This window comes from Pseudomonas moorei (assembly GCF_008801475.1).
In the GTDB taxonomy this organism is placed as follows: domain Bacteria; phylum Pseudomonadota; class Gammaproteobacteria; order Pseudomonadales; family Pseudomonadaceae; genus Aquipseudomonas; species Aquipseudomonas moorei.
Window position 1 is genome coordinate 228,814 of record NZ_VZPP01000010.1, and the last position, 26,676, is coordinate 255,489.

Below are 26,676 nucleotides of genomic sequence, written 5' to 3' on the forward strand. Positions count from 1 at the left end.
CGGGTTTTTTATTGCGTGAGATTTGAGTGCCTCACTGATTCCGCGCCTTGGCCTCGGCAGCCTTGGCCGCACGCAACCTGCGAACTTCTTTCGGGTCCGCCAGCAATGGTCGGTAAATCTCGATTCGGTCTCCCGGTTGAACCGGACGACTGTCAGAATCATTTAGCGCCTTACCAAAGATTCCCACCGGGCACTCGGCCAAGTCCAGCTCCGGAAAAGCCAGACCTATTCCCGATGCCAGCAATGCCGCCCTGACGGTCGTTCCGGTTGGCACTGACACCGACAGAAGCAGTTGTCGATCAACAGCGGCATACACCACCTCGACCTCTATCAGCACCTCATCCATACATTTGCTTGGCCCGCTGGCAGAATGCATCCACCAGCGTGTTGGCGGCCTGATTGAACAGCGGGCCCAGAGTCGCCCGAACAATCGGCCCCGCGTAGTCGAACGACAGGTCCAGACTGATCTTGCAGGCCTTCTCGCCCAATGGCTTGAACACCCAGATACCGTGCAACTGAGTGAATGGCCCCTCTTCGAGATTCATTTCAATCGACTGACCGGGAACCAGGGTGTTACGCGTCACGAAATGCTGACTTAGCCCACCCTTGGCCACTCCAACACTGGCACGCATATGCTCGAGAGAGCCTTCCAGGACTTCGGCCGTTGAGCACCACGGCAAGAATTCCGGATACCGCGCTACATCGTTGACCAGGTCATAAAGCGCTTGCGCCGGATAGGGCAGCAAGGCCGAACGTGAAATGTGTGTCGTCATGTCAGCGTCACTTCCACAGCTGTGCGGCAAACACTACGAGAATGCCGATGGGCGCCACATAGCGCATCAAGAACAAGGACAGGGCGAACAATGCAGGGTTGCGGATCGACAACTCGTCACGCACCGCTTCACGCCCCATCACCCAGCCTGCAAACACCACGAAACACAAACCACCGAGTGGCAACATGATCCGTGAGGTGAAGAAATCGATGACTCCAAAAAAATCCAGACCGCCCGCGGCCCCCCATTGGTAGAGGTGGAACAAACCGCCTTCGTTCACGAAAAACTTGGCTTGCTTCCAGATATTGAACGAGAACACCGTACCGAGACCGACAAACCAGCAGGTGAACGCCAGCCAGAAGGTTACCCAAGCGCGGCTGACTTTCGTCCGTTCGACCAAGTACGCCACCATCGGCTCAAGCAGCGAAATGGCCGAACTCCACGCCGCAATCGCTACCAGTACGAAAAACACTACGCCCATCAATTGGCCGAAGACTACGTTACCAAAGGCAAATGGCAAGCTGACAAACATCAGGCCTGGGCCTTCGCTTGGATTCAAGCCTGCGGCGAACACAATCGGAAACAACGCCAGACCAGCCACCAGCGAAACGAAGGTATCGAGCAGCGCCACGCCAACGACAGTTCCGGAAATCGACGAATGCTTCGGCATGTAAGCGCCATAAATCATGATCGAACCCACACCGACGCTCAGGGAAAAGAACGCATGCCCCATGGCTGGCAACAAACCATCGAGGACCTTTTCCGGATGGAAGTCGAACATGAAATGCACGCCTTCCATGAAATGCCCGGTCGTCATGCTGTAGCCCAGCAACACCAGGATCATCACAAACAGAAGCGGCATCATGATCCGCAGACTACGTTCAAGACCTGCCACCACCCCTTTGGCAATCACCAGGGCTGACAGCAGCATGAAAATCGTGTGCCAAAGTGTCAGACGCCATGGATCGGCGATTACATTACCGAAGTAGGCGCCCACCTGTTCCGGTGTCACACCCTGGAAGTCGCCCCGGCCCATGTCGACGATGTAATCCAGCGACCAGCCGCCCACGACACTATAGAAAGACAGGATCAACAACGCCGTGATCATGCCAGCAAAGGCCCCCCAGGACCATTTACCCGAATGCCCGGCTTCCTGCGCCAGCACCTTCAGCGCATTGGCCGGACTCTGCCGGGCACGCCGGCCGATCAGGGTTTCCGCCAGCATGACCGGCACTCCAATCAGTGCAATACAGGCCAGGAACATCAGCACGAAGGCGCCGCCGCCATAGACGCCAACCATGTACGGGAATTTCCAGATACTACCCAGGCCCACGGCCGAACCGGTCGCGGCGAGTATGAAGACCCAGCGGCTAGCCCAACTGCCGTGGACAGAAACCTTGTCTGTCGACATCGTTATTACGACCAAGCATTCAAAAAAGAGCGCGCATTGTCCGGGATTCAATCAACCTGCTCAAGCACGCAGCAACACCGTAGCCGACTCGCGTGCAACTCCCTATAATGCCGCCCCTATGGCTAAACAGAAGAAACACCCAACAGGGACCATCGCGCAAAATAAAAAGGCGCGGCACGATTACTTCATCGAACATCGGTTCGAGGCTGGTCTGGTCCTGGCCGGCTGGGAAGTAAAAAGTCTGCGGGCGAGCAAGCTGCAACTGGTCGACAGTTACGTGCTGCTCAAGGATGGCGAAGCCTGGCTGCTCGGCAGTCACATTACGCCCCTGACAACCGCCAGCACCCACGTCATCGCTGACCCGACCCGCACCCGGAAGCTGCTGCTGAACCGGCGCGAGCTGGACAAGCTGTCTGCCGCTGTGCAGCAAAAGGGTTACGCCTGCGTATGCCTGTCCTGGTACTGGAGCAAGCACATGGTCAAGTGCGAGATCGCTCTGGGCAAGGGCAAGAAGGAATACGACAAGCGTGATACCGAGCGTGAGCGCGATGCCGGCCGCGAGTTGCAGCGCGCGGTGCGCAACAAGGGCAAGGAAGATTAATCTTCCGACCTGATCACTGCTTTTGTGGCGAGGGAGCTTGCTCCCGCCCGGCTGCGCAGCCGTCGCCAATGCATTCGTGACAGCTACGCCAAAAGCCAGGGCCGCTTCGCCCCCCCCAACGGGAGCAAGCTCCCTCGCCACATTGAATCTCAATACGACAACTACATCCCCTTGCGCCGCTCCGCCCGAGCCACGCGCTGCACTTCCTGACGCACTTCCTCCAGCACTTCCTGCACATACAGGATGTGTCGACTGGAGACTTCCCGCGCTTGCTCCGCACGACCTTCGACAATCGCCTGGTACAACTCGCGATGCTGGGTGATCAGCATGTCCCGGGTTTCCGTGCGCTGCTTGTACATGCCGCCAATATTGGTCACCACATTGCGCTTGAGCAGATCGAACAGCCCACGAATGGTGTGCAACAACACGGCGTTGTGACTGGCTTCGGCGATTGCCAGATGGAATTTCGCATCTGCCGCGCCCTCTTCCGCGCGACTTACGTCATCGTGACGCGAATAGCAGTCCTGCAATTCGTTGAACGCCGCCGTCAACCGCTCACGATCAACATCCGTGGCGCGTAACGCAGCGTAATAGGCGCAGGACGCTTCGAGCGTATGGCGAAACTCCAACAGATCGCGCTGCGCTTCAGGATTGCTTTCCAGCAGATGCAGCAATGGATCACTGAAGGTCGTCCCCAGCGATTCCACCACATAATTGCCGCCACCCTGCCGACTGACGAGCAAACCCTTGGCCGCCAGTTTTTGAATGGCCTCGCGCAACGAAGGGCGTGACACGCCGAACTGTTCGGCCAATACGCGCTCAGCTGGCAAGCGCTCACCCGCCTTCAGCGTGCCCTCAAGGATCATGCCTTCAAGCCGCTCGACAATATCGTCAGACAAACGGCGCTGCCGAATCTGATCAAACCCCATAACTCAATTTCTCCACGATCCCGACGACTCGCCGGGGCTCTATTCTGGCCTATCGGCGCAGCGCCGACACCTGCCAGACAGCAATTGCTTGAACAGACCAGACGACCTGAACACGCAGGCATTCGACAAAAGTTTTAGAGCGGCAAATTGACACACCGCCCACAAGGCTTTTACCCTAGCCAACAGCGATTGTAAATTGGTATTACCAATTAGCCAAGAACGCTGATCAGTGCCTGACCAACAACAATTAGGGGCCACCCCATATGCAAACCTGGCAACAGCTCTACAGCCCGCTCGGCAGCCTCGGCTTGTCCGCCCTCGCGGCCGTTATTCCCATCGTGTTTTTCTTCCTGGCCCTGGCCGTCTTCCGCCTCAAAGGCCACGTGGCCGGCAGCATCACCCTGGCCTTGTCGATTCTGGTGGCAATCTTTGCCTTCCAGATGCCGGTCGACATGGCATTCGCCGCCGCCGGGTATGGCTTCGCCTACGGTCTGTGGCCGATCGCCTGGATCATCGTGGCCGCCGTTTTCCTCTACAAACTGACGGTCAAAAGTGGGCAGTTCGAAATCATCCGCAGCTCCGTGTTGTCGATTACCGACGACCAGCGCCTGCAAGTGCTACTGATCGGCTTCTGCTTCGGTGCCTTCCTGGAGGGTGCAGCCGGTTTTGGCGCGCCAGTCGCGATTACCGCCGCGCTGCTGGTAGGGCTGGGCTTCAATCCGCTGTACGCCGCCGGCCTTTGCCTGATCGCGAACACCGCTCCAGTGGCGTTCGGCGCACTGGGCATCCCGATCATCGTCGCCGGGCAAGTGACCGGCATCGACGCTTTCAAGATCGGAGCCATGGCCGGCCGCCAACTGCCCCTGCTGTCGCTGTTCGTGCCGTTCTGGCTGGTGTTCATGATGGACGGCCTGCGCGGCGTCCGTGAGACCTGGCCAGCCGCACTGGTGGCCGGCCTGAGCTTTGCCGTCACGCAGTTCTTCACCTCCAATTTCATCGGCCCGGAACTGCCGGACATCACCTCGGCGCTGGTTTCCCTGGTTTCACTAACCCTGTTTCTGAAAGTCTGGCAGCCGAAGCGCGCCGCCGGCCAACACATCGTCGGCGCCGTTTCGGCGTCCGTGGTAACCGCCAGCACCGGTGGTTTTGGCCAGAAGCGCACCACCGTGGCTTCGCCTTACAGCCTGGGTGAAATATTCAAAGCCTGGTCGCCGTTCCTGATCCTGACCGTACTGGTCACCATCTGGACCCTGAAACCGTTCAAGGCCATGTTCGCCGCCGGCGGCTCGATGTACAGCTGGGTGTTCAACTTCGCCATTCCGCACCTGGATCAAATGGTGATCAAGGTTGCACCGATCGTGGCAGCGCCCACGGCTATCCCGGCGGTATTCAAGCTTGACCCGATTTCCGCGACCGGTACGGCGATTTTCTTCTCGGCGCTGATCTCGATGCTGATTCTGAAGATCAACATCAAAATTGGTCTGACCACTTTGAAAGAGACCTTCTACGAGCTGCGCTGGCCGATCCTGTCCATCGGCATGGTGCTGGCCTTCGCCTTCGTCACCAACTACTCGGGCATGTCCTCGACCATGGCTCTGGTATTGGCAGCCACTGGCGCCGCGTTCCCGTTCTTCTCGCCATTCCTTGGCTGGCTCGGTGTGTTCCTGACCGGTTCGGACACTTCGTCCAACGCCCTGTTCAGCTCGTTGCAGGCGACCACCGGGCACCAGATCGGCGTTAACGACACCTTGCTGGTCGCGGCGAACACCAGCGGCGGCGTAACCGGCAAGATGATCTCGCCACAATCGATCGCCGTGGCCTGCGCCGCGACCGGCCTGGTGGGCAAAGAGTCGGATCTGTTCCGCTTCACCCTCAAGCACAGCCTATTCTTTGCAACGATCGTCGGCCTGATCACCTTGGCCCAGGCCTACTGGTTCACCGGCATGCTGGTGCACTAAACGCCACAAGCGGCATGGAAAAAACCGACGCCGGACCACGACTCCGGCGTCAGCTATTCACCACCCGGTCTGTAAGGCTGCTGAAAGAATCACTCTCTATATTCAGCAGCCTCAGCGGACGGATAACCGGGATCACCCGGAGACACGCCTGATGAGCGAACTCTTTTACAACGCTGTGCCGAATGCGACCCGTGTCGCCCCGCCACTGCCCGAGCCTCGGCAATACCCCAGCGAGAAACCGCAAAGGGTCTACCTGTTCGGGACCTGCGTAGTGGATTTGTTCTACCCGGAAGCCGGAATGGACGCGATCCACTTGCTGGAACGCGAAGGCATCCGTGTCGAGTACCCGCAAGGGCAAAGCTGCTGCGGCCAACCGGCCTACACCTCGGGCTACACCGAGCAGGCAAGGACCGTGGCGCGCTCGCAACTGGCGCTGTTCGCCGGGGATTATCCGGTGGTGGTGCCATCCGGTTCTTGCGCGGGCATGTTGCGTGAACACTATGCCGACTTGTTCAAGGACGAACCGCAAACGTTGAAACAGGTTCAGGCACTGGCTGCCAGAACCTACGAACTCGCCGAATTCCTGTTGCATGTCTGCAAAGTGCAGCTCAAGGACAGCGGCGAGCCTGTAAAAGTGGCGTTGCACACTTCGTGCTCGGCACGTCGGGAAATGAACACCCATTTGCATGGCCGCGCGTTACTGGCGCAGTTGAGCAATGTGGAGCGAGTCGAGCACAGCCACGAAAGTGAATGCTGTGGCTTTGGTGGGACTTTCAGCGTCCGTATGCCAGACATCTCCGGCGCGATGGTGGCCGACAAGACCCGGTCGTTGAAGGAATCCGGTGCGCACAAGGTACTCAGTGCCGACTGCGGTTGCCTGATGAACATCAATGGCTCGCTGGAAAAACAAAAGGAAGCGCTACGCGGCCAACACCTGGCCAGCTTCCTTTGGCAGCGTACCGGAGGTGCCCAATGAGCACTTCCACGATTATTCCTACGGTTGCCGTAGAAGAAGATTTCCGCACCCGTGCTCACCAGGCGCTGGGTGACGCGCAATTGCGAAACAACTTTCGCAAGGCGATGGATTCACTGATGACCAAACGGGCAGCGGCGTTCAGCGATGCCCATGAAAGAGAACATTTGCGAGCGCTGGGCAATGCTGTCCGTGCCCGAGCATTATCCAAGCTGCCCGACCTGCTCGAGCAACTTGAACAGAACCTGACCCGCAATGGTGTGAAAGTACACTGGGCGGAAACGGTGGACGAAGCCAATGGCATCGTCCTCTCGATCATCCGCGCTCACGAGGGGCGGCAAGTGATCAAGGGCAAATCGATGGTCAGCGAAGAAATGGAGATGAACCATTTCCTCGCTGATCAGGGCATTGAATGCCTTGAATCGGACATGGGCGAATACATCGTCCAGCTCGACAACGAGAAGCCTTCACACATCATTATGCCGGCGATCCACAAGAATGCCGGTCAGGTCGCGTCCTTGTTCCACGACAAACTTGGTGTGGAATACACCAAGGACGTTGACCAACTCATTCAGATCGGTCGCAGGGTCCTGCGGCAGAAATTCTTCGAAGCGGACATCGGTGTCTCCGGCGTCAACTTCGCCGTGGCCGAAACCGGCACCCTGCTGCTGGTGGAAAACGAAGGCAACGGCCGCATGACCACAACGGTACCGCCGGTGCATATCGCCGTCACCGGTATCGAGAAAGTCGTGGAAAACCTGCGCGACGTGGTGCCACTGCTGTCGCTGCTGACCCGCTCGGCCCTGGGCATTCCGATCACCACTTACGTCAACATGATCTCCGGCCCTCGCAAGGCGCATGAACTCGACGGCCCGCAGGAAGTGCACCTGGTCTTGCTCGACAACGGTCGCAGCCAGGCCTTTGCCGACAGCGAATTGCGCCAGACCCTGAACTGCATTCGCTGCGGCGCCTGCATGAATCACTGCCCGGTCTACACCCGAATCGGCGGCCATGCCTATGGCGAGGTTTACCCTGGCCCCATCGGAAAAATCATCACCCCGCACATGGTCGGCCTGGCGAAAGTCCCGGACCACCCGAGCGCCTCTTCTTTATGCGGTGCTTGCGGTGAAGTGTGCCCGGTAAAGATTCCGATCCCTTCATTGCTGCGTCGCCTGCGGGAGGAAAACGTCAAAGCCCCGGACAGCCCCCATCAAGTAATGCGCGGCCAGGGCAGCAAGTATTCGCGCAAAGAGCGATTCATCTGGAACGCCTGGGCGAAGCTCAACAGTTCGCCGACGCTGTATCGCCTGTTCGCATTCTTCGCCACACGGTTGCGTGCCCTCACACCGAACAATGTCGGCCCGTGGACACAAAACCACAGCGCACCGAAACCCGCCGCCCGCTCATTGCATGACATGGCCCGCGAGCATCTGGCCAAACAGGGAGACCGTTGATGAGCGCCAAGCAAAACATCCTCGCCAAACTGCGTAAAAGCCTGACAGGCACTACGCCGGTTGCCGACAACTTCGACGTCGATCTGGTGACGCAGCCCTACACCTACGCCCCTGAGCAACGCATTGCGCAACTGCGAAAACTGATGGAAGCGGTGCACACGGAAATCCATCTGACAACCGACGAAGACTGGCCAGCGCTGCTGGCAAAACTTCTGGGGGACCGTCAGTTGCCAAGCCTGTTGATCGCGCCAACCACCGCTCATGGTCAACGCATCACTCAACACTGGGCGAATAATCCGCACCTGCCGGCACTCAAGGCCTACGACCGTCCGGTAGAGGAATGGAAAGCCGAACTGTTCAATGACACACCTGCGAGTCTCACCACCACCCTCGGCGCAATCGCTGCCACAGGCAGCTTGATTCTCTGGCCGACCCGGGAGGAGCCGCGATTGATGAGCCTGGCGCCACCGGTGCATTTCGCCCTGCTCAAGGCCAGCGCAATTCGCGACAACTTCTATCAGGTACAGCAAGAGTTCGAATGGGCCCAGGGCATGCCGACCAATGCTCTATTGGTGTCCGGCCCGTCGAAAACCGCCGACATCGAGCAGGTGCTGGCCTACGGCGCCCACGGCCCGAAAGACCTGGTGGTATTGATCCTGGAGGACCAATGAGTCTACCGGCCGCTTTTCTGCGTGATGCACAGCAACTGATTCCACGGGAACGACGCTTCGACGACCCGCTGTCGACGCTGGCCTTCGGCACCGATGCCAGTTTCTACAGACTGATTCCGAAGCTGGTGATTCGCGTCGAATCCGAAGAAGAAGTCGTCACGCTGCTGAAAATGGCCCAGCGTGACCGAGTGCCGGTGACGTTCCGCGCTGCCGGTACCAGTCTCTCTGGCCAGGCGATCAGCGATTCGGTGCTGATCGTGCTTGGGGATAACTGGAACGGTCGCGAGCTCCGTGGCCAGGGCACACAAATCCGCCTGCAACCCGGTGTGATCGGCGCCCAGGCCAATGCCTGGCTGGCACCGTTCGGGCGCAAAATCGGCCCTGATCCGGCCTCGATCAATGCCTGCAAAATCGGCGGCATCGTCGCCAACAACGCCAGCGGCATGTGCTGCGGCACGGCGCAAAACACCTATCACACACTGGCCGGGATTCGTCTGGTACTGGCCGACGGCAGTCGTCTCGATACCGAAGATGCCGCCAGCGTCGCGGCGTTTCGCCAGAGCCATGCAGCGCTGCTGGAGCGTTTGGCGACATTGGGCCGTGAAACACGCGCAAACACCGAACTGGCAGCAAGGATTCGCCACAAATACCGCCTGAAAAATACCACCGGCCTGTCACTCAATGCCCTGGTGGATTTCGACGAGCCTGTGGATATCTTGAGCCACTTGCTGGTGGGCTCCGAAGGCACCCTCGGTTTCATCAGTGCCGTGACTTACGACACCGTGATCGATCACCCGAACAAGGCCTCGGCGCTGATTGTGTTTCCCGATGTGGAAACCTGCTGCAACGCGGTTACCGTGCTGAAAAGCCAACCGGTGTCGGCGGTGGAGCTGCTGGACCGCCGCAGTTTGCGCTCGGTACAGAACAAGCCCGGCATGCCGGCTTTCGTACAGCAGCTGTCGAATAACGCCTGCGCACTTCTGATCGAATCCCGCGCCGCGTCGTCCTCACTGCTGCATGAACAATTGGCGCAGATCATGGCGTCCCTGGCGTCGTTCCCGGTGGAGAAACAGGTCGATTTCACCGAGGACCCACTGGAAAACGCCCGCCTCTGGGCGATCCGCAAAGACACCTTCCCCGCCGTCGGCGCGGTGCGCAAAACCGGCACCACGGTGATCATCGAGGATGTGACCTTCCCGGTGGAACAACTGGCCATCGGCGTGAACCGGCTGATCGAGTTGTTCGACAAACATCACTACGACGAAGCGATCCTTTTCGGACACGCGCTGGAGGGCAATCTGCACTTCGTCTTCACCCAAGGCTTCAATAACCCGGAAGAAGTCGCACGCTATCAGGCGTTCATGGATGACGTGGCGCAGTTGGTCGCGGTGGAGTTTGGCGGTTCGCTGAAGGCCGAACACGGTACCGGACGCAACATGGCACCGTTTGTCGAACTGGAATGGGGCAGCGATGCCTATCAGTTGATGTGGCAACTCAAACGCCTGCTCGATCCCAATGGCATTCTCAACCCGGACGTTGTGCTCAGCGAAGATCCGCAGATCCACCTCAAGCATCTCAAGCCCTTGCCGGCCGCCGACGAGATTGTGGACAAGTGTATCGAATGCGGTTTCTGCGAACCGGTTTGCCCGTCGAAAGGCCTGACCCTGAGCCCTCGCCAACGCATCGTGATCTGGCGCGACATTCAGGCGAAGAAACGCGCGGGCATGGACACCACCAAACTCGAAGCGGCTTACGAGTATCAAGGTATCGATACCTGCGCCGCCACCGGGCTCTGTGCACAGCGTTGCCCTGTAGGCATCAATACCGGCGAGCTGGTGAAAAAGCTTCGCGGACGCCACGCCACGCATAAGAAAACCGCCAACTGGCTGGAAGGCAATTTCGCCACGGCGCTGCAAGGTGCACGTTTCACACTGCACGTCGCTAACGGCGCCCGGATGCTGTTGGGAGCGCCCCGCCTGGCGAAGCTGTCGGCGACGCTGACGAAACTGTCCAAAGGGCAGGTCCCGCAATGGACCAACGCCATGCCACAACCGGAAAAAGCCATTCGCTTCAGCCCGACCGTGTCGGACGAACGCCCTCGGGTGGTGTACATGGCAGCGTGTGTGTCGCGGGTCATGGGCCCGGCGGCAGGTGATGAAGAGCAGATGTCGCTGTACGACAAAACCCGCGGACTGCTGGAAAAAGCCGGTTACCAAGTGATCTTTCCGGACAATCTGGACAATCTCTGCTGTGGCCAGCCATTCGCCTCCAAGGGCTATGCCGAACAAGCCGAACACAAACGACAGGAACTGATTGGCGCCTTGCTGCACGCCAGTCGCGGCGGGCTCGATCCGATTTATTGCGACACCAGCCCCTGCACGCTACGACTAATTCAAGACTTGGGCGAAGTTCGGCTGGACCTGTATGACCCGGTGCGCTTCATCCGCACGCATTTGATGGATCGCCTGGATTTCACACCGCAGGAGGCGCCGATTGCCGTACACGTCACTTGCAGCACCCAGCACTTGGGCGAGAGCCACGCGTTGATTGATCTGGCACGCAAGTGCAGCAAAACCGTCATCATTCCTGAAGGCATTCATTGCTGCGGGTTTGCCGGCGACAAGGGTTTCACCACGCCGGAACTGAACGCTCATTCGTTAAGAACGCTCAAGGACGCGGTGCAGCAGTGCAGCGAGGGGATTTCGACCAGCCGCACCTGTGAGATCGGGCTGTCGCAACATGGCGGCATTGATTACCACGGGCTAGTCTATCTGGTGGACCGCGTTACCCAGGCTAGGGTGACCTGAGCAGGACCTCAAGGAAGGCGCATTCAGGCGCCTTTTTGTTTCTTGCCAGAACCGACAGCAGTACAGCAAAAAATTAGAACCCTGATGTGCCGCCGCAGTCTACTGACCAAGTCCCGCAAATGCGGGACCTTCCCAACACTTGGCAGCCCGTCCTGATGGTCAGCGATGCCTGGCCACTCAGTTCAAGGAGATACCCATGAAACGTTCTGTACTGTTTGGTCTGTTCGTTACTGCCTCACTGCTGGCCTCCCCCTCGTTTGCCGCCGAAAAAGATCAATGCGCCGTCAATCTGCAAACCATCGAAGACGCCCAGGCACAGATTCCTGAGGAACTGGCTGACCAGGTAGCGGATTCCGTCAAGCAAGCCCAAGCAGACCACGCAAAAGGCACCAAGCAAGGGATTGATGATTGCGTCGCCGAGACCAACCAAACCATTCAGGACATCAAGAACGCGAACAAAGGCGGGAAGTAACCCAGCTCCGGGCCAACCTTCGGGTTGGCCTTACCGCCGTACTGGCTCCATCCAGTACGAAGCAATCCAGAACCCGTCAAATTACGGGTTTTGGTGCATCTGGGGCTCGGTAAACCTTTTTAGTGCCATTGGGCCTGTTGCGCAGTTTTTCATCGCTTTTCTGCCAAGACCGAATTACTTTGCCGCGCCGCAGTCTTTTAGATAAGCCCAATCAACGTGGCTGATTTTTAGACTCGGCCGAGCCCCCGCCCATACAGCAGCACCGAGCCCATCAGTTCGAGGAGATCCCCATGAAACGTACCGTAGTCGCTGGCCTGTTCATTTCTGCTGCCATGTTGGCCTCTCCCGTATTTGCCGCGGACAACAACCTGTGTACGAGCAAGCTGCAAGAGCTCGAAGCCAAAGTGAATTCGCTGCCAGCGACCTCCACCAACGCGCCCGAAATCAAAAGGCTGCTGGCCAGCGCCAAAGCGTCACAAGCCGCCAAAGATGACAAAAAATGCGCCACCGAGGCCAGCCAGGCATTGTCTATGGCAAATTGACCAACGAACCAACCCATGATCAATCGAGGCCAACCTTGCGGGTGGCCTTCTGAAGCGTGTTGGCGTACACTGTGCAGGCCTGTTGCTCACTTTGATTCACCGAGTAACAGGCTCGGGGCCGTTTAGGATTCGACGCCGGTCGCGAAACTTTAGGTGCATGCCGAGTTGGTAACAGAACTCGTAAATCCACTGTTGCAACTACTTATAGTTGCCAATGACGATAACTACGGCCAGGAATTCGCTATCGCTGCGTAAGCAGCCTTAGAGCCTGAGCTTCTGGTACCTTCGGGTCCAGCAATCATCAGGGGATGTCTGTAAACCCAAAATGATTGTCATATAGAACAGAATCGCCGTGCAGTACGTTGTGGACGAAGCGGCTAAAACTTACACAACTCGCCCAAAGCACCCTGCCCGTCGGGTCGCTGAGGGTTAACTTAATAGACACGGCTACGCATGTAGTACCGACAGCGGAGTACTGGCGGACGGGGGTTCAAATCCCCCCGGCTCCACCACTTCATCATCTAAAGACGTCCACGGACGTCTTTTTTTGTGCCTGAAATCCAGTAAATACGCGGCTTCCAGGGCTTACGAGGACTTTTGAGGATTTCTGAGTTCCAGGCGCTTTGGTATCCCAGGTGGTATCCCGGGCTGCCAAATGCTACTTTCAGGATACCAAAACGGTGCTGGAGGTAGCCCCCATGCCTACTAACGCAACCCGCCTCTCCGATCGCCAGCTCAAGGCAGTCAAGGCAACTGGTAAAGACTTCGTCCTCAGCGACGGCGACGGCCTTCAGCTTCGAGTACGCGCCAGCGGCTCGATGATGTGGAATTTCAATTATCGCGAGCCGTTGACCAGAAGCCGTCTTAATATGGCGCTCGGCCCATACCCCGACCTCTCATTAGCGAATGCTCGGAAGAAAGCAGTCGAGGCGCGAGAGCTACTTGCTCAAGGCATTGATCCCAAAGCCCAGCGCGATGAGCAAAGGCAAGCCAGACTGGCTGAGACCGAACACACCTTCGAGAAGATAGCCACAGCCTGGTTCGAACTGAAGAAAGACTCAGTGACGCCAGCGTATGCCGAGGACATTTGGCGTTCACTCATGCTGCATGTTTTTCCGAGCATGAAATCGACGCCGCTTTCTGAAGTCAGTGCTCCTATGGTGATCAAGCTCCTTCGCCCGATTGAGGCCAAAGGCAGCCTCGAAACAGTGAAGCGGCTGAGCCAACGACTCAACGAGATCATGACCTACGGGGTCAATTCAGGACTGATCTTTGCGAACCCCCTCAGTGGCATTCGGGCGGTGTTCAAGAAACCCAGGAAAGAGAACATGGCCGCGCTACGACCTGACGAGCTTCCGGAGCTCATGATGGAAATCGCGAATGCCAGCATCAAGCGAGTCACGCGCTGTCTGATCGAATGGCAGTTGCACACGATGACCCGCCCTGTCGAGGCAGCCACCACTCGGTGGGCAGACATCGATTTCGACAAACGCATTTGGACCATCCCACCGGAGCGCATGAAAAAGCGTCGCCCGCATACCATCCCGCTGACTGAACAGGCACTCGCGTTACTGGAGACACTCAAGCTCCATAGCGGCCACAGAGAATACGTGTTCCCGGCAGATAGAAACCCGCGTACCCACGCTAATAGCCAGACCGCCAACATGGCGTTGAAACGCATGGGCTTTCAGGACCGCTTGGTCAGCCACGGCATGCGCTCCATGGCCAGCACCATCCTGAACGAGCATGGGTGGGATCCGGAGCTGATCGAAGTCGCGCTGGCGCATGTCGACAAGGACGAAGTCCGAAGCGCTTACAACCGAGCGGACTACATCGAGCGCCGGCGTCCGATGATGGCTTGGTGGAGTGAGCACATCCAGAAAGCGGCCACTGGCAACCTGTCGGCATCTGCGATCAATCAAACCCGGGACCACAACGTCGTGCCGATACGGTAAGCGCTCACCGGACGCCGCCAGTAACCGAGAATGACTCCCCAAGATGGAGTGATGCTTGATTTGGCGACAGCGGCGACACCGGCGACAACCCGCGTAATACCTGGCCTGCAGCATGGCGACAGAAGTGGCGACTGTCGCCGTTACAAGTCTCGCTCGCGGGGCTTTCTCGGCCAAGCCCACGCGAGCGGGAAGGCTCCGCATTCCCACTCGCATGGGCTCACATTAAAAACCGACGAACGACCACCCGGCCATGGAAAACCACCGGTTTCCAAGGTCTTCCACCGTTACCGATTGGCGCAACAACCGCCCCCAAAATACGGTTGACCGCGAGCAGAACGAGCGCTAAACCAGAACCGTACCAGCGCTGTCCTCGACAGCACCCAGGTAGCCAGAACCTTTGAGGCTACGCCATACCGTGGTGGTTCACCCTCAAGTGCGATTAGCGTCCGGCGGCTCGCACGGTCACAGCGATGTGATGGATGCCACTTCTTCCAGAATGCCCACTGCGGCAGCTCATACTCTCCCTGGCTGCTCTGCAGCAACTTATCCGCTTGGCCATTTCTTGCGCCAACCTGTTGCCCGTCTCTTTGCCCCCTAAAGAGACGGGCGCTCTTACCACTGCTGCAGCCCCGCTCGCATGGGGCTTTGCGGCTTTCCCCCTCGTGACAATCGGCGTGACAAACACCGAACGAATGCTCACTCGCCACAGCAATGCCGATGATGGTGCCGCAGCCCACGGAATGGACTGCACCTGACTGACAGTCAGGCATGCCCCAGTCATCGCCTCACTGCCTTCACCTGACTCAGGATCTCGCGGCACCGGTTTCGTCAGCCAGTGCAGCCTCCACCCGCCCACTTCTTCGGAAGTGCCCAGGAGGCCAGATCATGAGATGCCCAAGCTCCCGGTCGTAAGGAGCCGCCAGTCCCGCGTTAGTGGACAACCCTCACAGGTCGCAGGGGCCTAGATCCCTGATAACACTCAACAACCGTGGCGGGATGAGTGAGGACGAAGTCGATAATCTCAGGAGAGTTGCGATGCAACTGTGCGAAGCGTTCGAGCCACCACAACCGTTGCTGGAATATCAGCAGGCGCCACTGTCCTACCCGGTCGAAGCACTGGGGGAATTGTTGGGCCCTGCGGTCGAACGACTGGCCGAGGTGATCGGCGTGCCCTGCGCCATGGCCGCGCAATCGGTGCTGGCCAGCGCTGCCCTGGTGAGTCAGGGTCATGCCAATGTCGAACTCGATGGCCGAACCTATCCATTGTCCCTCTACCTACTGACGGTGGCGTCCTCGGGTGATCGCAAAAGCGCGGTGGATCATCTGGCACTGAAGGCGGCGCGCGACTGGGAACGACAGCAGTGGACCCTGTATGCGGAAAAGCTCAAAGCCTATCGCGCCGCTACCAGCCTCATGGCCAAACCCAAAACCTCAACGGAGCGTGCAGAGGCGAAAGGCGGTGAGCTGTCCGAGCCCGTACCGCCGAGACTAATCATTGCCGAGCCCACCATTGAGGCCCTGGTCAAAAGTCTGTGCAATGGCTTGCCCAGCATGGGCTTGTTCAATGATGAAGGTGGCCAGTTCTTGGGCAGCAGCACCATGAGCAAAGAGAATCTGCTCAAGGCGATCACCACCTTGTCGACACTGTGGGATGGCAGCCCGATCGACCGGGCGCGCTCCATGGCCGGAGAAAGTCTGCGGGCCTATGACCGCCGCCTCAGTCTGCATCTGATGCTGCAACCCTACCTTGCCAACCAGCTGTTCAAAGACCCGGTGATCAATGGCCAAGGCATCCTCGGCCGTTGCCTGATCAGTTGGCCCGAGCGCCTGGCCGGCCAGCGACTCTACAAGGCAATCGACCTGACCAGAGATGCCAAAGTCCAGCACTACCAACAACGGATCACCGCCCTGCTGCAAAAGCCCTGGTCGCTTCACAAGGATGGATCACTCAATCCCGTCACGCTGGAACTGACTCCCCGTGCCCGTCGTGCCTGGATCGATATTCACGACACCATCGAGTGCCAGTCTGGCGAGTTCGGCGAGCTGGCCGGCGTCCAGCCTGCCGCGGGCAAGGCCGCGGCGAATGTGCTGCGCATCGCAGGCGTGCTCGCCATGGTTGAAGAGGCCAGTCAGTTGGAGGAAGCACACATCCAGCGCGCCTCCACGTTGATGGATTACTACCTGGCCGAGATCCAGCGCTTGACCGAACAGGAGCCGGTCAATAGGCGACGCGAAGAGGCGGATCGACTGCTGCGCTGGCTGGTGCAGAAAGGCTGGACTCACTTCACCATTCGCGACGTCAATCGCAACGGCCCTCGTTTTGCCCGCAAGAGCGCTGACCATACCGCCTCTTTATTGGTCGTGCTGATCACTCATCGCTGGCTGAACAGCCGCGACGGAAAAACCTTCGAGGTCCGCCATGTTTCGCCTCAATGACGCGGTGCGCCGCTACCTGGCGCAACATCAATCACAACCTGAATCACGGCGTGTCGCCGCTTCTGTCGCCACCCTGTCGCCACGCGCCAGGCCAGCAACGACAGGGGTTGTCGCCACTGTCGCCGCTGTCGCCACACCACCCTTTGAGCCTGCCAATCTCGCCCTGCTGATCAAGCAACTGCGTGAGGAAGGGGCACTGCTGCAACACCACGAGAACGCCCTCCTGATCCGCCCGACACACTGGCGGCAGATAGACAGGCTCAGCCCTCACTGGAAAGCCTTGCTGCTCTTTCTGCAAACAAACGAAAACGGTGATGATGATGGCCTTGGTCGGTCTGCGTGAGGGTCGCAACTTTGGCTATGGCCGCCAGCTGAGCTACGCCGGCTCACAAGCGCTCAAGGATTTGTTTGCCGATGGCCACTTCGCCACGGTCAAAGCGCATAGCGATCGCTGGCAAGCGTTCGTGCGCTGGTGTCGATCAGAGAACGGCCCCGGTTACAACGATGCGCGCCAGATCGATAGACAGACGCTACAAGACTACGCCGCGTATCTGCGCCAGCAGATCCAGCAAGGTGAACTCTGCATCGCCACCGCGCAGAACCGCCTGAGCAGCGTCAACCGCACCCTCGCTGCGCTACGCGGTGATCAGGACGTGAGGATCGCCAGCCCGAGCCAGGCGTTGGGACAGCAGCGCTCGACCGTGCGCATCCGCGCACCGGATGGCCAAGACCACCAACAGCTGCGGCGAGTACTCGAGGCACTTGGCGAACAGCAACACGAGCGGGTGGCCGCGATTGTCCTGTTGGCCCGAACAACCGGTATGCGCCTGCGTGAAGCGATCCTGGCTGACCTGCCACGCTTACACCGCGAAGCCGAACACTTAGGCCGCATCAACATCCAGGACGGCACCAAAGGCGGCCGCTCAGGGGCTTCAGCGCCGCGATGGGTCGTGGCAAATGAAGAAGTGAAGGCGGCACTGCAGCTTGCTCGTCATGCATCGCCGCCCCGCAGCCGCAACTTGTTGGCCCGAGACGAAAGCTACGCTGTGTTCCTGCATCAGACCGTACTTCCCGCCCGAGAAACGCTGCATGAACACGGGCTGAAGGGTTTCCATGAACTGCGAGCGGCCTACGCCTGCGAGCGTTATGAACAGCTCACTGGCCACGCCGCACCGGTCAATGGTGGCCACTGCTATCGCATTGACCGCGACCTTGATCAGCAGGCGCGGCAACAGATCAGCGTTGAACTCGGGCATAACCGGATCGATGTGGTTTCGGCCTACATTGGAGGGAGAGCGTGACCAGGCCCTTCGATATGACCCTGTTCCTGAGCGGCGTTCTGACCGGCTCGAAGGTCACGCAGCAACGACACCTGCGCCAAGCCAGAATCATGCAAGCGGCAATTCAACAGCGATGGCAACGCGATAATCCCTGGACCTGGCAGCTCAAACATGTGCGCTGGTTTCTCACTCAGCACCTGAGGGATCGTTCAGAGGCTACTCGATATTATTATCGGCTCACCTCCATGCTGATCTGGAAGCGGATGGGGAACGGCCAGCTTTGCGTTGAGACTGGGGCCAGTTGGGTTAGTTAACGTCGACGGTATCAATGGCTGCTATCGGAAGCGGTCATTCGGAAATGTCTACGAAATGAGGGGCGATTCACTTTGCCATTGCAGAGTTCCTTTCATTCGATGACTGTGGATTCTACGAATCTCAGTACACGGGAGGCAGCAGTTGAATCTCTAGGTATATCGTACGTCGTCAACCATATAGACTGTAGGGCATATGAAGATACCTGCACAATCACATCTGCGAAGTTCGCAAATGATGATGTAACGCTGATTCCCTACCAGTTGATTTCATGTCATGCAAATCGCTTTGGCGCTCTCAGTTGGGATGTCGATTGCAACCACATTATGATCATAAGGAAATGACATGTCGTCAGTGCCTGGGCAAAGTAGCGAGCCCATCTTTTTTCCTCTCGACCAAGGCGAACGGGCGAGCCATATGACGGTGAGCCAGTTGCTGCCCCGCGCTGTGTACGAGAACCTGGCGCAGATGTTGAAGGAATCGCTGCCCGATCTTGGGGGCGTAACAGATCACGACGACAGCGAGCGCTTTGTCCGTGACCGCGGCCACATGACAATCTTTCTGGACGGCGACCGTGGTACCGGAAAGACAACCGTCATCGTCAACCTGCCACAGTATCTGGAGGCCGACGGCGTGCGCGAGCGCTATGAAGGGTTGGCCGAGGCGGTGCATGTTCTTAAGCCCATCGATCCTTCGCAGCTTGAAGATGGCGACGACTTGTTCCTCAACGTCGTTGTAGCGGCTGTGCTTGGGGATAAACAAGTCAAGGCGCAGCGGGATGAGAAACCCGAGCTTTGGCAAGCTCTGCACGAGAGCCTTCAGAAGCTTGGGAGTGCTCTGCTGGGGAAGGAGACGCAGAGCGACGGGGTCGGCCTCGACCGATTACGGGCGTTCATGGGAACACAGGAACTGGTGGGCGCCGTTCACGACTTCTTCCAGAAGGCAGCACAGTTGTTGGGCAAGCGCTTGCTGGTGCTTCCAATCGATGACGTTGACACGACATTGCATCGTGCCTTCGAGAACTTGGAGGTGGTGCGGCGCTATTTGGTTAGCCCGGTGCTGTTGCCCATCGTTTGCGGAGATTTGAGCCTCTATCACGAGGTAACGTGGCGCGATACGTTCCGAAGGCTGACTGTGGACGTTGCCCACTATCATGAGCAAGCAAAGCCGTTTGCGGAGAGCTTGGCACACGAATATCTGCGTAAGATCCTACCGTTACATCGGCGGTTGAGGATGCCAGAGGTCGGGGAGTTCTTGGGCAACTACAACGTTTTTTTGGGCGTCGAGAACCGTGCTGAAGGAACACCCCGTCTCGTGTTACCTGAACTGGAGTCCTGGTTGAGGGCTTTATTGGCGGGGGCTGTCAATAACAACGAGAACAGTCGACTCCGCATTCCCATCTCGACGATCCGGGCGCTGTCGCAGCTACTGTCCCGGGTGCGAACTAATATCCCGGCACTTGAAAAGGCGTTCTTCAACGAGACGGCTGCACTGCCAGAGACGGATCTAATGCGGCGTATCTCATATCGACGACGTGGTCGAACTCCTGCTCGCGGTCATAGCGAGGGGACAGAGCCTTCCGCTCCCGCAACGGAGCCGAACCAGGTTTTGCTAGCGCAATGGCAGTCGGCGCTACTGAATCACTTCATGTTCGAACCTTCCGCCGGTGCTGTTTGTCTCGTGTTGCTGGCAGTGCGGCATTGGCATGAGGTGAGAGACGGATCTGTACTCGATACGCCGCTTTTTCACCCGCTGCAACAGATCAATCGTCCTGAACTGAGGTATATAGCGACGAGAGCGACTCTCAACTGGACAGTGGACTTGGGTGGACGGCTTCCCGACTCATGGGTAAACACACTGAAAGACCAAGCCATCCTTCCGTTTGCTACACCCGAAGTGGGCCGCGCCGTAGTACTCGCTCCATGGGAGGAAAAAAAAGAAAAACCTGATAATTCTCAATCTGCTGCAAGCACACGGGTTTTAATTGATCTGATCACGCATCGTAATTTTTACAGTACGAGCAAGCGGGCTACTTTGATTTGCAGTGGTCGTGTGCTTGAACTGGTCGTGACTAGCCTTGTCCGGGACATTTCTAGCGGTGATGTCAATCGCATCCTGGCTAACGCTCCATTTCACAGTGCTGTTCGCGTTGCAGCGACCAAAGCCGTGCAGTTCTCGCTCGATGAGATTGAGTCATCTGACTTCGACGCTGATGAGGAATCCGCCTCGTCGACCCGATATGGTGCGGGTGACCTCGGCCTGCAAAGCCGGGATACCGCAATCCAGAACATTGCGACCGCTATCAATGAGTGGAGGCGGAGCGTTCAGGCCGACCGCCTGCCACGCTCGCCATGGCTGATTTACTGTGCGCTGAACAAGGCGTTCAATCAGTCGCCGATGTTCACTCGTCCCTTGTCAGTGAATGAGCAGCCAAGGGGAGAGTTGCTCAGCGATGTTGCTGCGTCAGGTCTCTCTGCATTCAATTCATTCTGGGCCGCGCTAGCTAGTTTTGAGAAAGGACCGTTATTCGACCTTGGCTCCGAAATCTCAAACGTGAACCTGCTTAATCGCCGAGGCGATTTCACACGCAATGACTTGTTCACACAGAACATCAAGCCACTGGTCGAGATGGGTGATGCGACGGTGTCTGGAGAACAGGTAATCTCGGCTACCTGGACGCTGGATAAACACCCGCTGCGCATGCGCTTGCAGGAGCTCTTCGAGTTCGCAAAAGAGCGAGAAGATACGACTGTGAACAAGGTTGAAGCCGTTGATGGTCGTGATTATCTGTTGCAAGCATTGGGGATCTCGACCAGTCAGCGCCGAATTACTGTTCCATCTATCAAAAAGGCGCTGAAACGCAACGCCCCTGGAGGCGTAACTCCCAAACAATTTGGCGAGTCGATATGGGGCCGCGTATCAGATCTCTATCCAGATAATAGTCAGCTAAGCACGTTACGTCGAGCAATTGACGAACTGGACGAGAAGACGTTGGAGGCTGGGGCATCCTGATGCTTGTTCGCTCCATGCAAGAGCGAGCACTCGGTGCACTGCTCGGCGGTGAAGGGACTGCCAACGTACTTTATAAACATCTGGTTGATTGGTGGCCGACACAGGCTTGCGCGAACCCTAAGCCGATCAATCTGGATTCCCTCCGCGAAAAACTGCAGGACACGATTGAGGCGGACATAGATGCGCGAACTGGAAACCGCCATCGGGTGAACGAGATTCAACGCATCAGCCAGGGCCTTTGCGAATCGCTATTCCTAGACAACGGGGAGAGTCCGGTCATAGATGAGTCGATTGATGCAGTGCTGGAATGGGATAGCGATACAAAAACCCTGCATTTTCGTGAAAAGCAGGTTCAGCTCTACGCGCAAATACTGTCGGAACTCGACCCTACAATCCTTGCGGCGCGATATCTGGCACAGCGGGCAGAGCAGGAAAAGTGGTCGAAGCAGGCCCTTCAGGAAACTGTCATTCGACTAAAGACCTTGTTCGTTGGGCCGCGATTTTTTTCAGACGCCTTTGCCGAAGGACACGTGCACCTTAATGGTATTGCTGGGGAGGAGCTTGTGCTGGCGCAACTCGTTCTCGGTCACCAGTGGCCGACGAAGTTCGCGGTGTCGGAGCTGCACGTGAGCCGACTCCGTCGGATCCGCCGTATGCTCATGGCCTTGACCGACAACTGGGGACATCAGGCCCGGACAACCACCCAGCAAGAGATTGTGCTACTGAGCGCGGTTTCCGACGATGCTCAACTAGTACCCAATAATCCGGCCATAGACTGGGACTTTCTTCTGCGTGGGCTCTATAAAGACGTCGAGGCTGATCAAGCGGTATTACCTGCGGTGGATGAGGCGAACGAGTCGACTACCGACCGGTGGCTGCTGATACAGTTGGCCGCTGATGCAGACAAACATAACCTTCAGCACGCATGGATCTGGCTGTTCATCCTTCTGTGGCGAACTTATCAAGGTAAAACCAAGCCCTCGATACGTGTTGCAGTCCTGCTTCTGGTCGCCGACATCATGGTGCTCCGCCGGCAATTGATCATGAACGGAAGTGGCCTGAGACGCTTCACTACCCAGTTCTTTTCTCCGCTGCGCGCTGACGCTGCATCACACGGCCCTTGGAAAAATACATCGCAGTATGAGGCAGCCAGAAGGCTCTTTGCCCGACAGGGTGACAAAACTGAAATCAAGCTTCATGCGGGCAGTCTTGGAAAATGCAATACCACGGCAGCCTTCGCACAAAACGTGAGTGCGCACATACATAAGCTCGCCAATAGTAAGCCTCAGGCCGCTCTGGTTGACGCTTCCGCGGGTCATGCCGACTCGCGTAGTCATTGGCATATCTGCGCGACCTTTAATCGGGCGGGAAAATCCCCTAGACATAAACTCTGGAAGGAAGCCAAAGCGCTGCATGGTGTACTACATTCAGTGCAGCGCTGGAGCTTGGCAGCCCCCGAGGATTTTCTCGAAGTTGAGCCGGGAAACACTGTACATCCGGCAGAGATTATCCGTGGCCTCGATGTTGTCGGAGACGAAACTCAGTGGTCAATCGAGCGATTCGCACCGATGCTGCGTTGGCTCCGCACTCGAACGCAATCGCTCCCACCCCAAGGTGGTCCAGACAATTTTTTGGTGCCTAAAGCGAAACTCCATCTCAGCGTTCATGCCGGAGAGGACTATGCGCATCCGCTATCTGGACTGCGTCATGTTGATGAAACTGTGCGCTTTTGCAACATGCGAAAAGGCGATCGACTGGGCCATGCGCTGGCCTTGGGTATTGCACCGGACGAATGGTTAGACAGGCATGGCGAGGTGTTATTGTCAGTGGATGAGCACGTTGACAACCTTGTTTGGGCTTGGCGAGAGGCGGGAAAGCTGAAAGCGCTGGAGGAAGCACAACGCGTACGGCCTAGGCTAGAAAAGCGGATCACCCGCATGTTGCGATATGTGACTTGGTATCCCTGGAAGGAGGGTATGTCCGATCCAACGAAAGAAGACATAATGCGCTTGTATGTGGCGTGGAAGCTTCGTAGAAACTGTGCGCACATGGCACTGTCCGAGATCAGCAACACAGGGATTGATGAACCAGAACTAATCGTTGGGGTACCCGAGCTTTCAAGACTTCGTGAGCATCTCGAGAAACCGTCGAATGATACATCGGAAGGGCTTTACGTTCTGCGAGCTCTTCTCGAAGTCAACTCACCGACTGCTACGAAGAAGAAAGTAACTCAAGTGCGCCTGACAGTGCTTCCGCACGGCCACCTTACACGCAGGCAGGAACTATTGGAGTCCCAGCCTCTTGAGTCTCCACATGGGGGGCAAAGCAAGTCGGTTATATGCCTTTACGATCATGATGATCCCAACGACCTCCGCTTTATGCTTGCCTTACAGGACATTTGCCTCGAGCGCTATTCACGCTTGGGGTTATCAATCGAGACCAATCCCAGCTCTAATGTCTACATTGGTCAGTTGAAAACTCATAGTGACCACCCGATTTATCGCTGGAATCCTCCAGACCATGCAGATTTGGAAGCGGGCGGTAGGTTCAATCTATTCAGTCTTCGCAAGCGATCTATGCCGGTTACGATCAACACGGACGATCCTGGTCTGATTCCGACCACTCTGCGGATGGAGCATCATTTGATGCATGAAGCTGCTATCGACCGTGGCCACTCTAAGGAGACGGCAGACAATTGGATTGAGCAAATACGCCAGCAGGGGATGGAAAACTTTGATAGGGCGCATTAACCGAAATGGGCGTACTGGTACAGTTTGATTAAGGTATGGGCTGCTGCCAGAAATTATTTGAAACGTCCCTAATTTTCTAACCACATATGACCGGCTGCTTTTGGCCGATTGTGTTGAAAAAGTCGACCCGGCTTGGCCAGCCATGCATTGAGTGGTGAAAACGCCATTTTTTAACACTGCCATGTCAAATCTGGGCCCTGAACCCTCTGCTCAGCATGCAGATTTCAATCTCAGACGCGTACTTTTCTGTCGTGGAAATCGAATCCGACTTTTTCAACAGTATCTGCCGGTTTCGGCCTCTTGCCACCGGCAGCCGAGGCTCGATACGGTAGGCAGAAACCCGTTGGTCGACAGGCGAAAAATTTACTCCACCAAGTTTTCTTCAGGACATCGGTACACGTGAATTCTGAAGAAAAACTAAACGATGCACTTTTCAGCCGAACGGTATTCCGATTGGTATTCCAGCTAAAAACATCATAAAAGATTAGATAAATAACTCAATAAGATACAACACCGATTCAAATTACCCCGGCTCCACCAATCAAAACCCAACGAAGCCCGCCCAGTGCGGGCTTCGTTGCATCTGCACTCTGGAATTCTGCCGTGAGCAGTTGCGGATTCACGCCGATCCCAGCGCCTTTTCAGCAACCTCCCTTTCCGGCGCTTTGCCAGCGCACCATTCCTTCGATCCCAAGCATCGCCCGATTGGCGCCCCCGCATCAGTGCTGCCGATTGCCCGCATTTTCAGGCCATTAACCTGGAGGCAGCAGGCACGGCGCTTTCAACTCCTTCTACACTCACTTGGCATACATTCCACACCCTGCCGATAGAGCCCAAATGACGACCCTCAAAGATCGCTTGAAACAAGGCAAGGACGCTCGCAAGAAATGCTCGCGCAGCGCACAGGCAACGCTGGGTAAAGGCAACCGTGATCCGATTCCGCTGATCAAGGCGTCGAGCGAGGGGCGGGTCAAGTCGCTGGTCGAATTGCGCTATGGGCGCATGCTGGTCTCACCCTTCACTTTCTTTCGCGGCAATGCATTGCTGCAAGCGCACGATCTGGCGGGCACGCCGAACATGGGCCTGGTGTCGCCGATCTGTGGTGACTGTCATTTGATGAATTTCGGCGGCTTTGCCACCCCCGAGCGCAATCTGGTCTTCAGCGTCAACGACTTCGACGAAGCGCATCCCGGGCCCTGGGAGTGGGACTTGAAACGCCTGGTGGCGAGTTTTCTGGTGGCCGCCCGCGACCTGCGTCACGGCAGCTCGGTCGAGGAAACGGTCTGCCATGAAGCGGTGCGCGCTTATCAACAGACCATGCTCGAATGCGCTGAACAAAGCACCCTGGAGACTTGGTACGAATCCATTTCCTATGACGACTTGCGCGAACAGGCACGCAAAAGCGCACTTGAGCATGTGGAGCGCGCCATCGAAAAAGCCGAACGTCGCACCCACGCCGAACTGCTGCCGAAAATCAGCGAGCGTGACGCCCAGGGTCGCCTGGTCATTCGTGATGACTTGCCGGAAATCTTCCACCTGCACGACAACACCACCCTGCTGGATGCCGAGGATGACTGGCTGCGCCTTTCCGACTGGCAGCCGCTGTATGAAACGTTCATGCGCGACTACCGCGCCACCTTGCAGACTGACCGCCGTGAACTGTTGTCACGCTTTCAGGTTCATGACATGGCGTTCAAGGTGGTGGGTGTCGGCAGCGTTGGCACCCGATGCCTGGTGGCTTTGCTGACCGACGAACAAGAGTTCCCGCTATTTCTGCAATTCAAGGAAGCACGCCGATCCGTGATCGCCAATTACGTCAAAAGCAAGTCACGGACACGGCATGAAGGACAGCGTGTGGTCGATGGCCAGCGCCTGATGCAATCGGCCAGCGACCTGTTCCTAGGCTGGACCACCGGCCCGAACGGTCGTCATTTCTATGTGCGTCAGTTGCGCGATATGAAAGTCTCCGCAGAGCTCGAAACGTTCGACGCCGAGACCTTTGCGGCCTACGGCAGGGTCTGTGGTCGTGCCTTGGCCAATGCCCACGCCAAGTCGTCAGGTTACGCCGCGCATATCACTGGCTACATCGGCAAGGGAGACGCATTGGCTGATGCACTCCACCGATACGCCAAGGGTTATGCCGAACAGAACGAACGCGACTTCGTGCGCTTTCAGCAGGCCTGTCGCAAGGGCCGCTTGCGCGCGCGGTCGGAAGCGGATTTTGCGGCAGATCATTTGCCTTAGCCTCGGGGGCGCCGGCCATCGCCGGACAAATGAACTTTTCTTCACCCCTGGTCCTGGTCGCAACCTGTACATTTCCCTCGCTCATTCAAGAAACTA

At 57.4% G+C, this 26,676-nt stretch carries 20 protein-coding genes and 1 other RNA gene; 17 read left to right on the forward strand and 4 right to left on the reverse strand.

Annotated features, from left to right (window positions below; genetic code table 11):
* Positions 1-31 precede the first annotated feature (31 nt).
* Genes F7R06_RS20650 through F7R06_RS20660 form a run of 3 tightly spaced genes read right to left on the reverse strand, consistent with a single transcriptional unit; the run spans position 32 to position 2,184 of the window.
* On the reverse strand, positions 32-346 hold the full coding sequence (locus F7R06_RS20650; RefSeq protein ID WP_090315887.1) for an RnfH family protein: 315 nt from the start codon (positions 344-346) through the stop codon (positions 32-34).
* The gene (locus F7R06_RS20655) at positions 339-773 is read right to left on the reverse strand and encodes a type II toxin-antitoxin system RatA family toxin (protein WP_090315884.1); all 435 of its coding nucleotides are present in this window, start codon (positions 771-773) and stop codon (positions 339-341) included. The genes F7R06_RS20650 and F7R06_RS20655 overlap by 8 nt, the downstream gene beginning before the upstream one ends.
* A 7-nt stretch (positions 774-780) precedes the next feature.
* Positions 781-2,184 carry a sodium-dependent transporter gene (locus F7R06_RS20660; RefSeq protein ID WP_090315878.1) on the reverse strand — a complete coding sequence of 468 codons (1,404 nt, stop codon included), beginning with the start codon at positions 2,182-2,184 and terminating at the stop codon, positions 781-783.
* Positions 2,185-2,302: 118 nt separating this feature from the next.
* Between F7R06_RS20660 and smpB the strand changes: the two genes are divergently transcribed.
* Complete coding sequence (gene smpB / locus F7R06_RS20665) at positions 2,303-2,785, forward strand: SsrA-binding protein SmpB (RefSeq protein WP_090315874.1); 483 nt, start codon at positions 2,303-2,305, stop codon at positions 2,783-2,785.
* Between the two features lie 161 nt (positions 2,786-2,946).
* Here smpB and F7R06_RS20670 read toward each other — a convergent pair whose 3' ends face one another.
* Positions 2,947-3,714, reverse strand: a complete 768-nt coding sequence (locus F7R06_RS20670; protein ID WP_090315870.1) for an FCD domain-containing protein — start codon at positions 3,712-3,714, stop codon at positions 2,947-2,949.
* Positions 3,715-3,977: 263 nt separating this feature from the next.
* Here F7R06_RS20670 and F7R06_RS20675 point away from each other — a divergent pair, with 263 nt between their 5' ends.
* The 16 genes from F7R06_RS20675 to F7R06_RS20755 all read left to right on the forward strand — a co-directional run bounded on the left by F7R06_RS20675 (position 3,978) and on the right by F7R06_RS20755 (position 26,580).
* Complete coding sequence (locus F7R06_RS20675) at positions 3,978-5,672, forward strand: lactate permease LctP family transporter (protein WP_090315868.1); 1,695 nt, start codon at positions 3,978-3,980, stop codon at positions 5,670-5,672.
* Between the two features lie 151 nt (positions 5,673-5,823).
* Positions 5,824-6,648 carry a (Fe-S)-binding protein gene (locus F7R06_RS20680; RefSeq protein WP_090315866.1) on the forward strand — a complete coding sequence of 275 codons (825 nt, stop codon included), beginning with the start codon at positions 5,824-5,826 and terminating at the stop codon, positions 6,646-6,648.
* The gene (locus F7R06_RS20685; RefSeq protein WP_090315864.1) at positions 6,645-8,099 is read left to right on the forward strand and encodes a LutB/LldF family L-lactate oxidation iron-sulfur protein; all 1,455 of its coding nucleotides are present in this window, start codon (positions 6,645-6,647) and stop codon (positions 8,097-8,099) included. The genes F7R06_RS20680 and F7R06_RS20685 overlap by 4 nt, the downstream gene beginning before the upstream one ends.
* Positions 8,099-8,770, forward strand: coding sequence for a LutC/YkgG family protein (locus tag F7R06_RS20690; protein ID WP_090315862.1), 672 nt, complete (start codon positions 8,099-8,101; stop codon positions 8,768-8,770). The genes F7R06_RS20685 and F7R06_RS20690 overlap by 1 nt, the downstream gene beginning before the upstream one ends.
* Entirely contained in the window at positions 8,767-11,577 is a 2,811-nt protein-coding gene (locus tag F7R06_RS20695; RefSeq protein WP_090315859.1) for an FAD-binding and (Fe-S)-binding domain-containing protein, read from the forward strand. Before F7R06_RS20690 ends, F7R06_RS20695 begins: the two co-directional genes overlap by 4 nt.
* A gap of 196 nt (positions 11,578-11,773) precedes the next feature.
* Positions 11,774-12,049, forward strand: coding sequence for a hypothetical protein (locus F7R06_RS20700; RefSeq protein WP_090315856.1), 276 nt, complete (start codon positions 11,774-11,776; stop codon positions 12,047-12,049).
* Between the two features lie 290 nt (positions 12,050-12,339).
* Positions 12,340-12,591, forward strand: coding sequence for a hypothetical protein (locus F7R06_RS20705; protein WP_090315852.1), 252 nt, complete (start codon positions 12,340-12,342; stop codon positions 12,589-12,591).
* Positions 12,592-12,705: 114 nt separating this feature from the next.
* Positions 12,706-13,103: a transfer-messenger RNA gene (gene ssrA, locus F7R06_RS20710) on the forward strand.
* A 186-nt stretch (positions 13,104-13,289) separates the two neighbouring features.
* Positions 13,290-14,546 (forward strand): integrase domain-containing protein, encoded by a 1,257-nt coding sequence (locus tag F7R06_RS20715; RefSeq protein WP_090315848.1) that lies wholly within the window; start codon positions 13,290-13,292, stop codon positions 14,544-14,546.
* A gap of 1,035 nt (positions 14,547-15,581) precedes the next feature.
* Positions 15,582-16,982: a YfjI family protein gene (locus tag F7R06_RS20725; RefSeq protein ID WP_090315843.1), complete on the forward strand. Its 1,401-nt coding sequence runs from the start codon at positions 15,582-15,584 to the stop codon at positions 16,980-16,982.
* Positions 16,966-17,325: a hypothetical protein gene (locus F7R06_RS20730; RefSeq protein ID WP_090315839.1), complete on the forward strand. Its 360-nt coding sequence runs from the start codon at positions 16,966-16,968 to the stop codon at positions 17,323-17,325. The genes F7R06_RS20725 and F7R06_RS20730 overlap by 17 nt, the downstream gene beginning before the upstream one ends.
* A complete protein-coding gene (locus F7R06_RS20735; protein ID WP_090318306.1) occupies positions 17,303-18,283 on the forward strand; it encodes an integrase domain-containing protein in 981 nt (326 codons plus the stop codon). The genes F7R06_RS20730 and F7R06_RS20735 overlap by 23 nt, the downstream gene beginning before the upstream one ends.
* The gene (locus F7R06_RS20740; protein WP_090315837.1) at positions 18,280-18,576 is read left to right on the forward strand and encodes a hypothetical protein; all 297 of its coding nucleotides are present in this window, start codon (positions 18,280-18,282) and stop codon (positions 18,574-18,576) included. The genes F7R06_RS20735 and F7R06_RS20740 overlap by 4 nt, the downstream gene beginning before the upstream one ends.
* Positions 18,577-18,919: 343 nt before the next feature.
* Positions 18,920-21,586 (forward strand): antiviral RADAR system adenosine triphosphatase RdrA, encoded by a 2,667-nt coding sequence (gene rdrA / locus F7R06_RS20745; protein ID WP_090315833.1) that lies wholly within the window; start codon positions 18,920-18,922, stop codon positions 21,584-21,586.
* Complete coding sequence (rdrB, locus tag F7R06_RS20750; RefSeq protein WP_090315829.1) at positions 21,586-24,336, forward strand: antiviral RADAR system adenosine deaminase RdrB; 2,751 nt, start codon at positions 21,586-21,588, stop codon at positions 24,334-24,336. Before rdrA ends, rdrB begins: the two co-directional genes overlap by 1 nt.
* Positions 24,337-25,173: 837 nt before the next feature.
* On the forward strand, positions 25,174-26,580 hold the full coding sequence (locus F7R06_RS20755; RefSeq protein WP_090315823.1) for a DUF2252 domain-containing protein: 1,407 nt from the start codon (positions 25,174-25,176) through the stop codon (positions 26,578-26,580).
* Positions 26,581-26,676 lie beyond the last annotated feature (96 nt).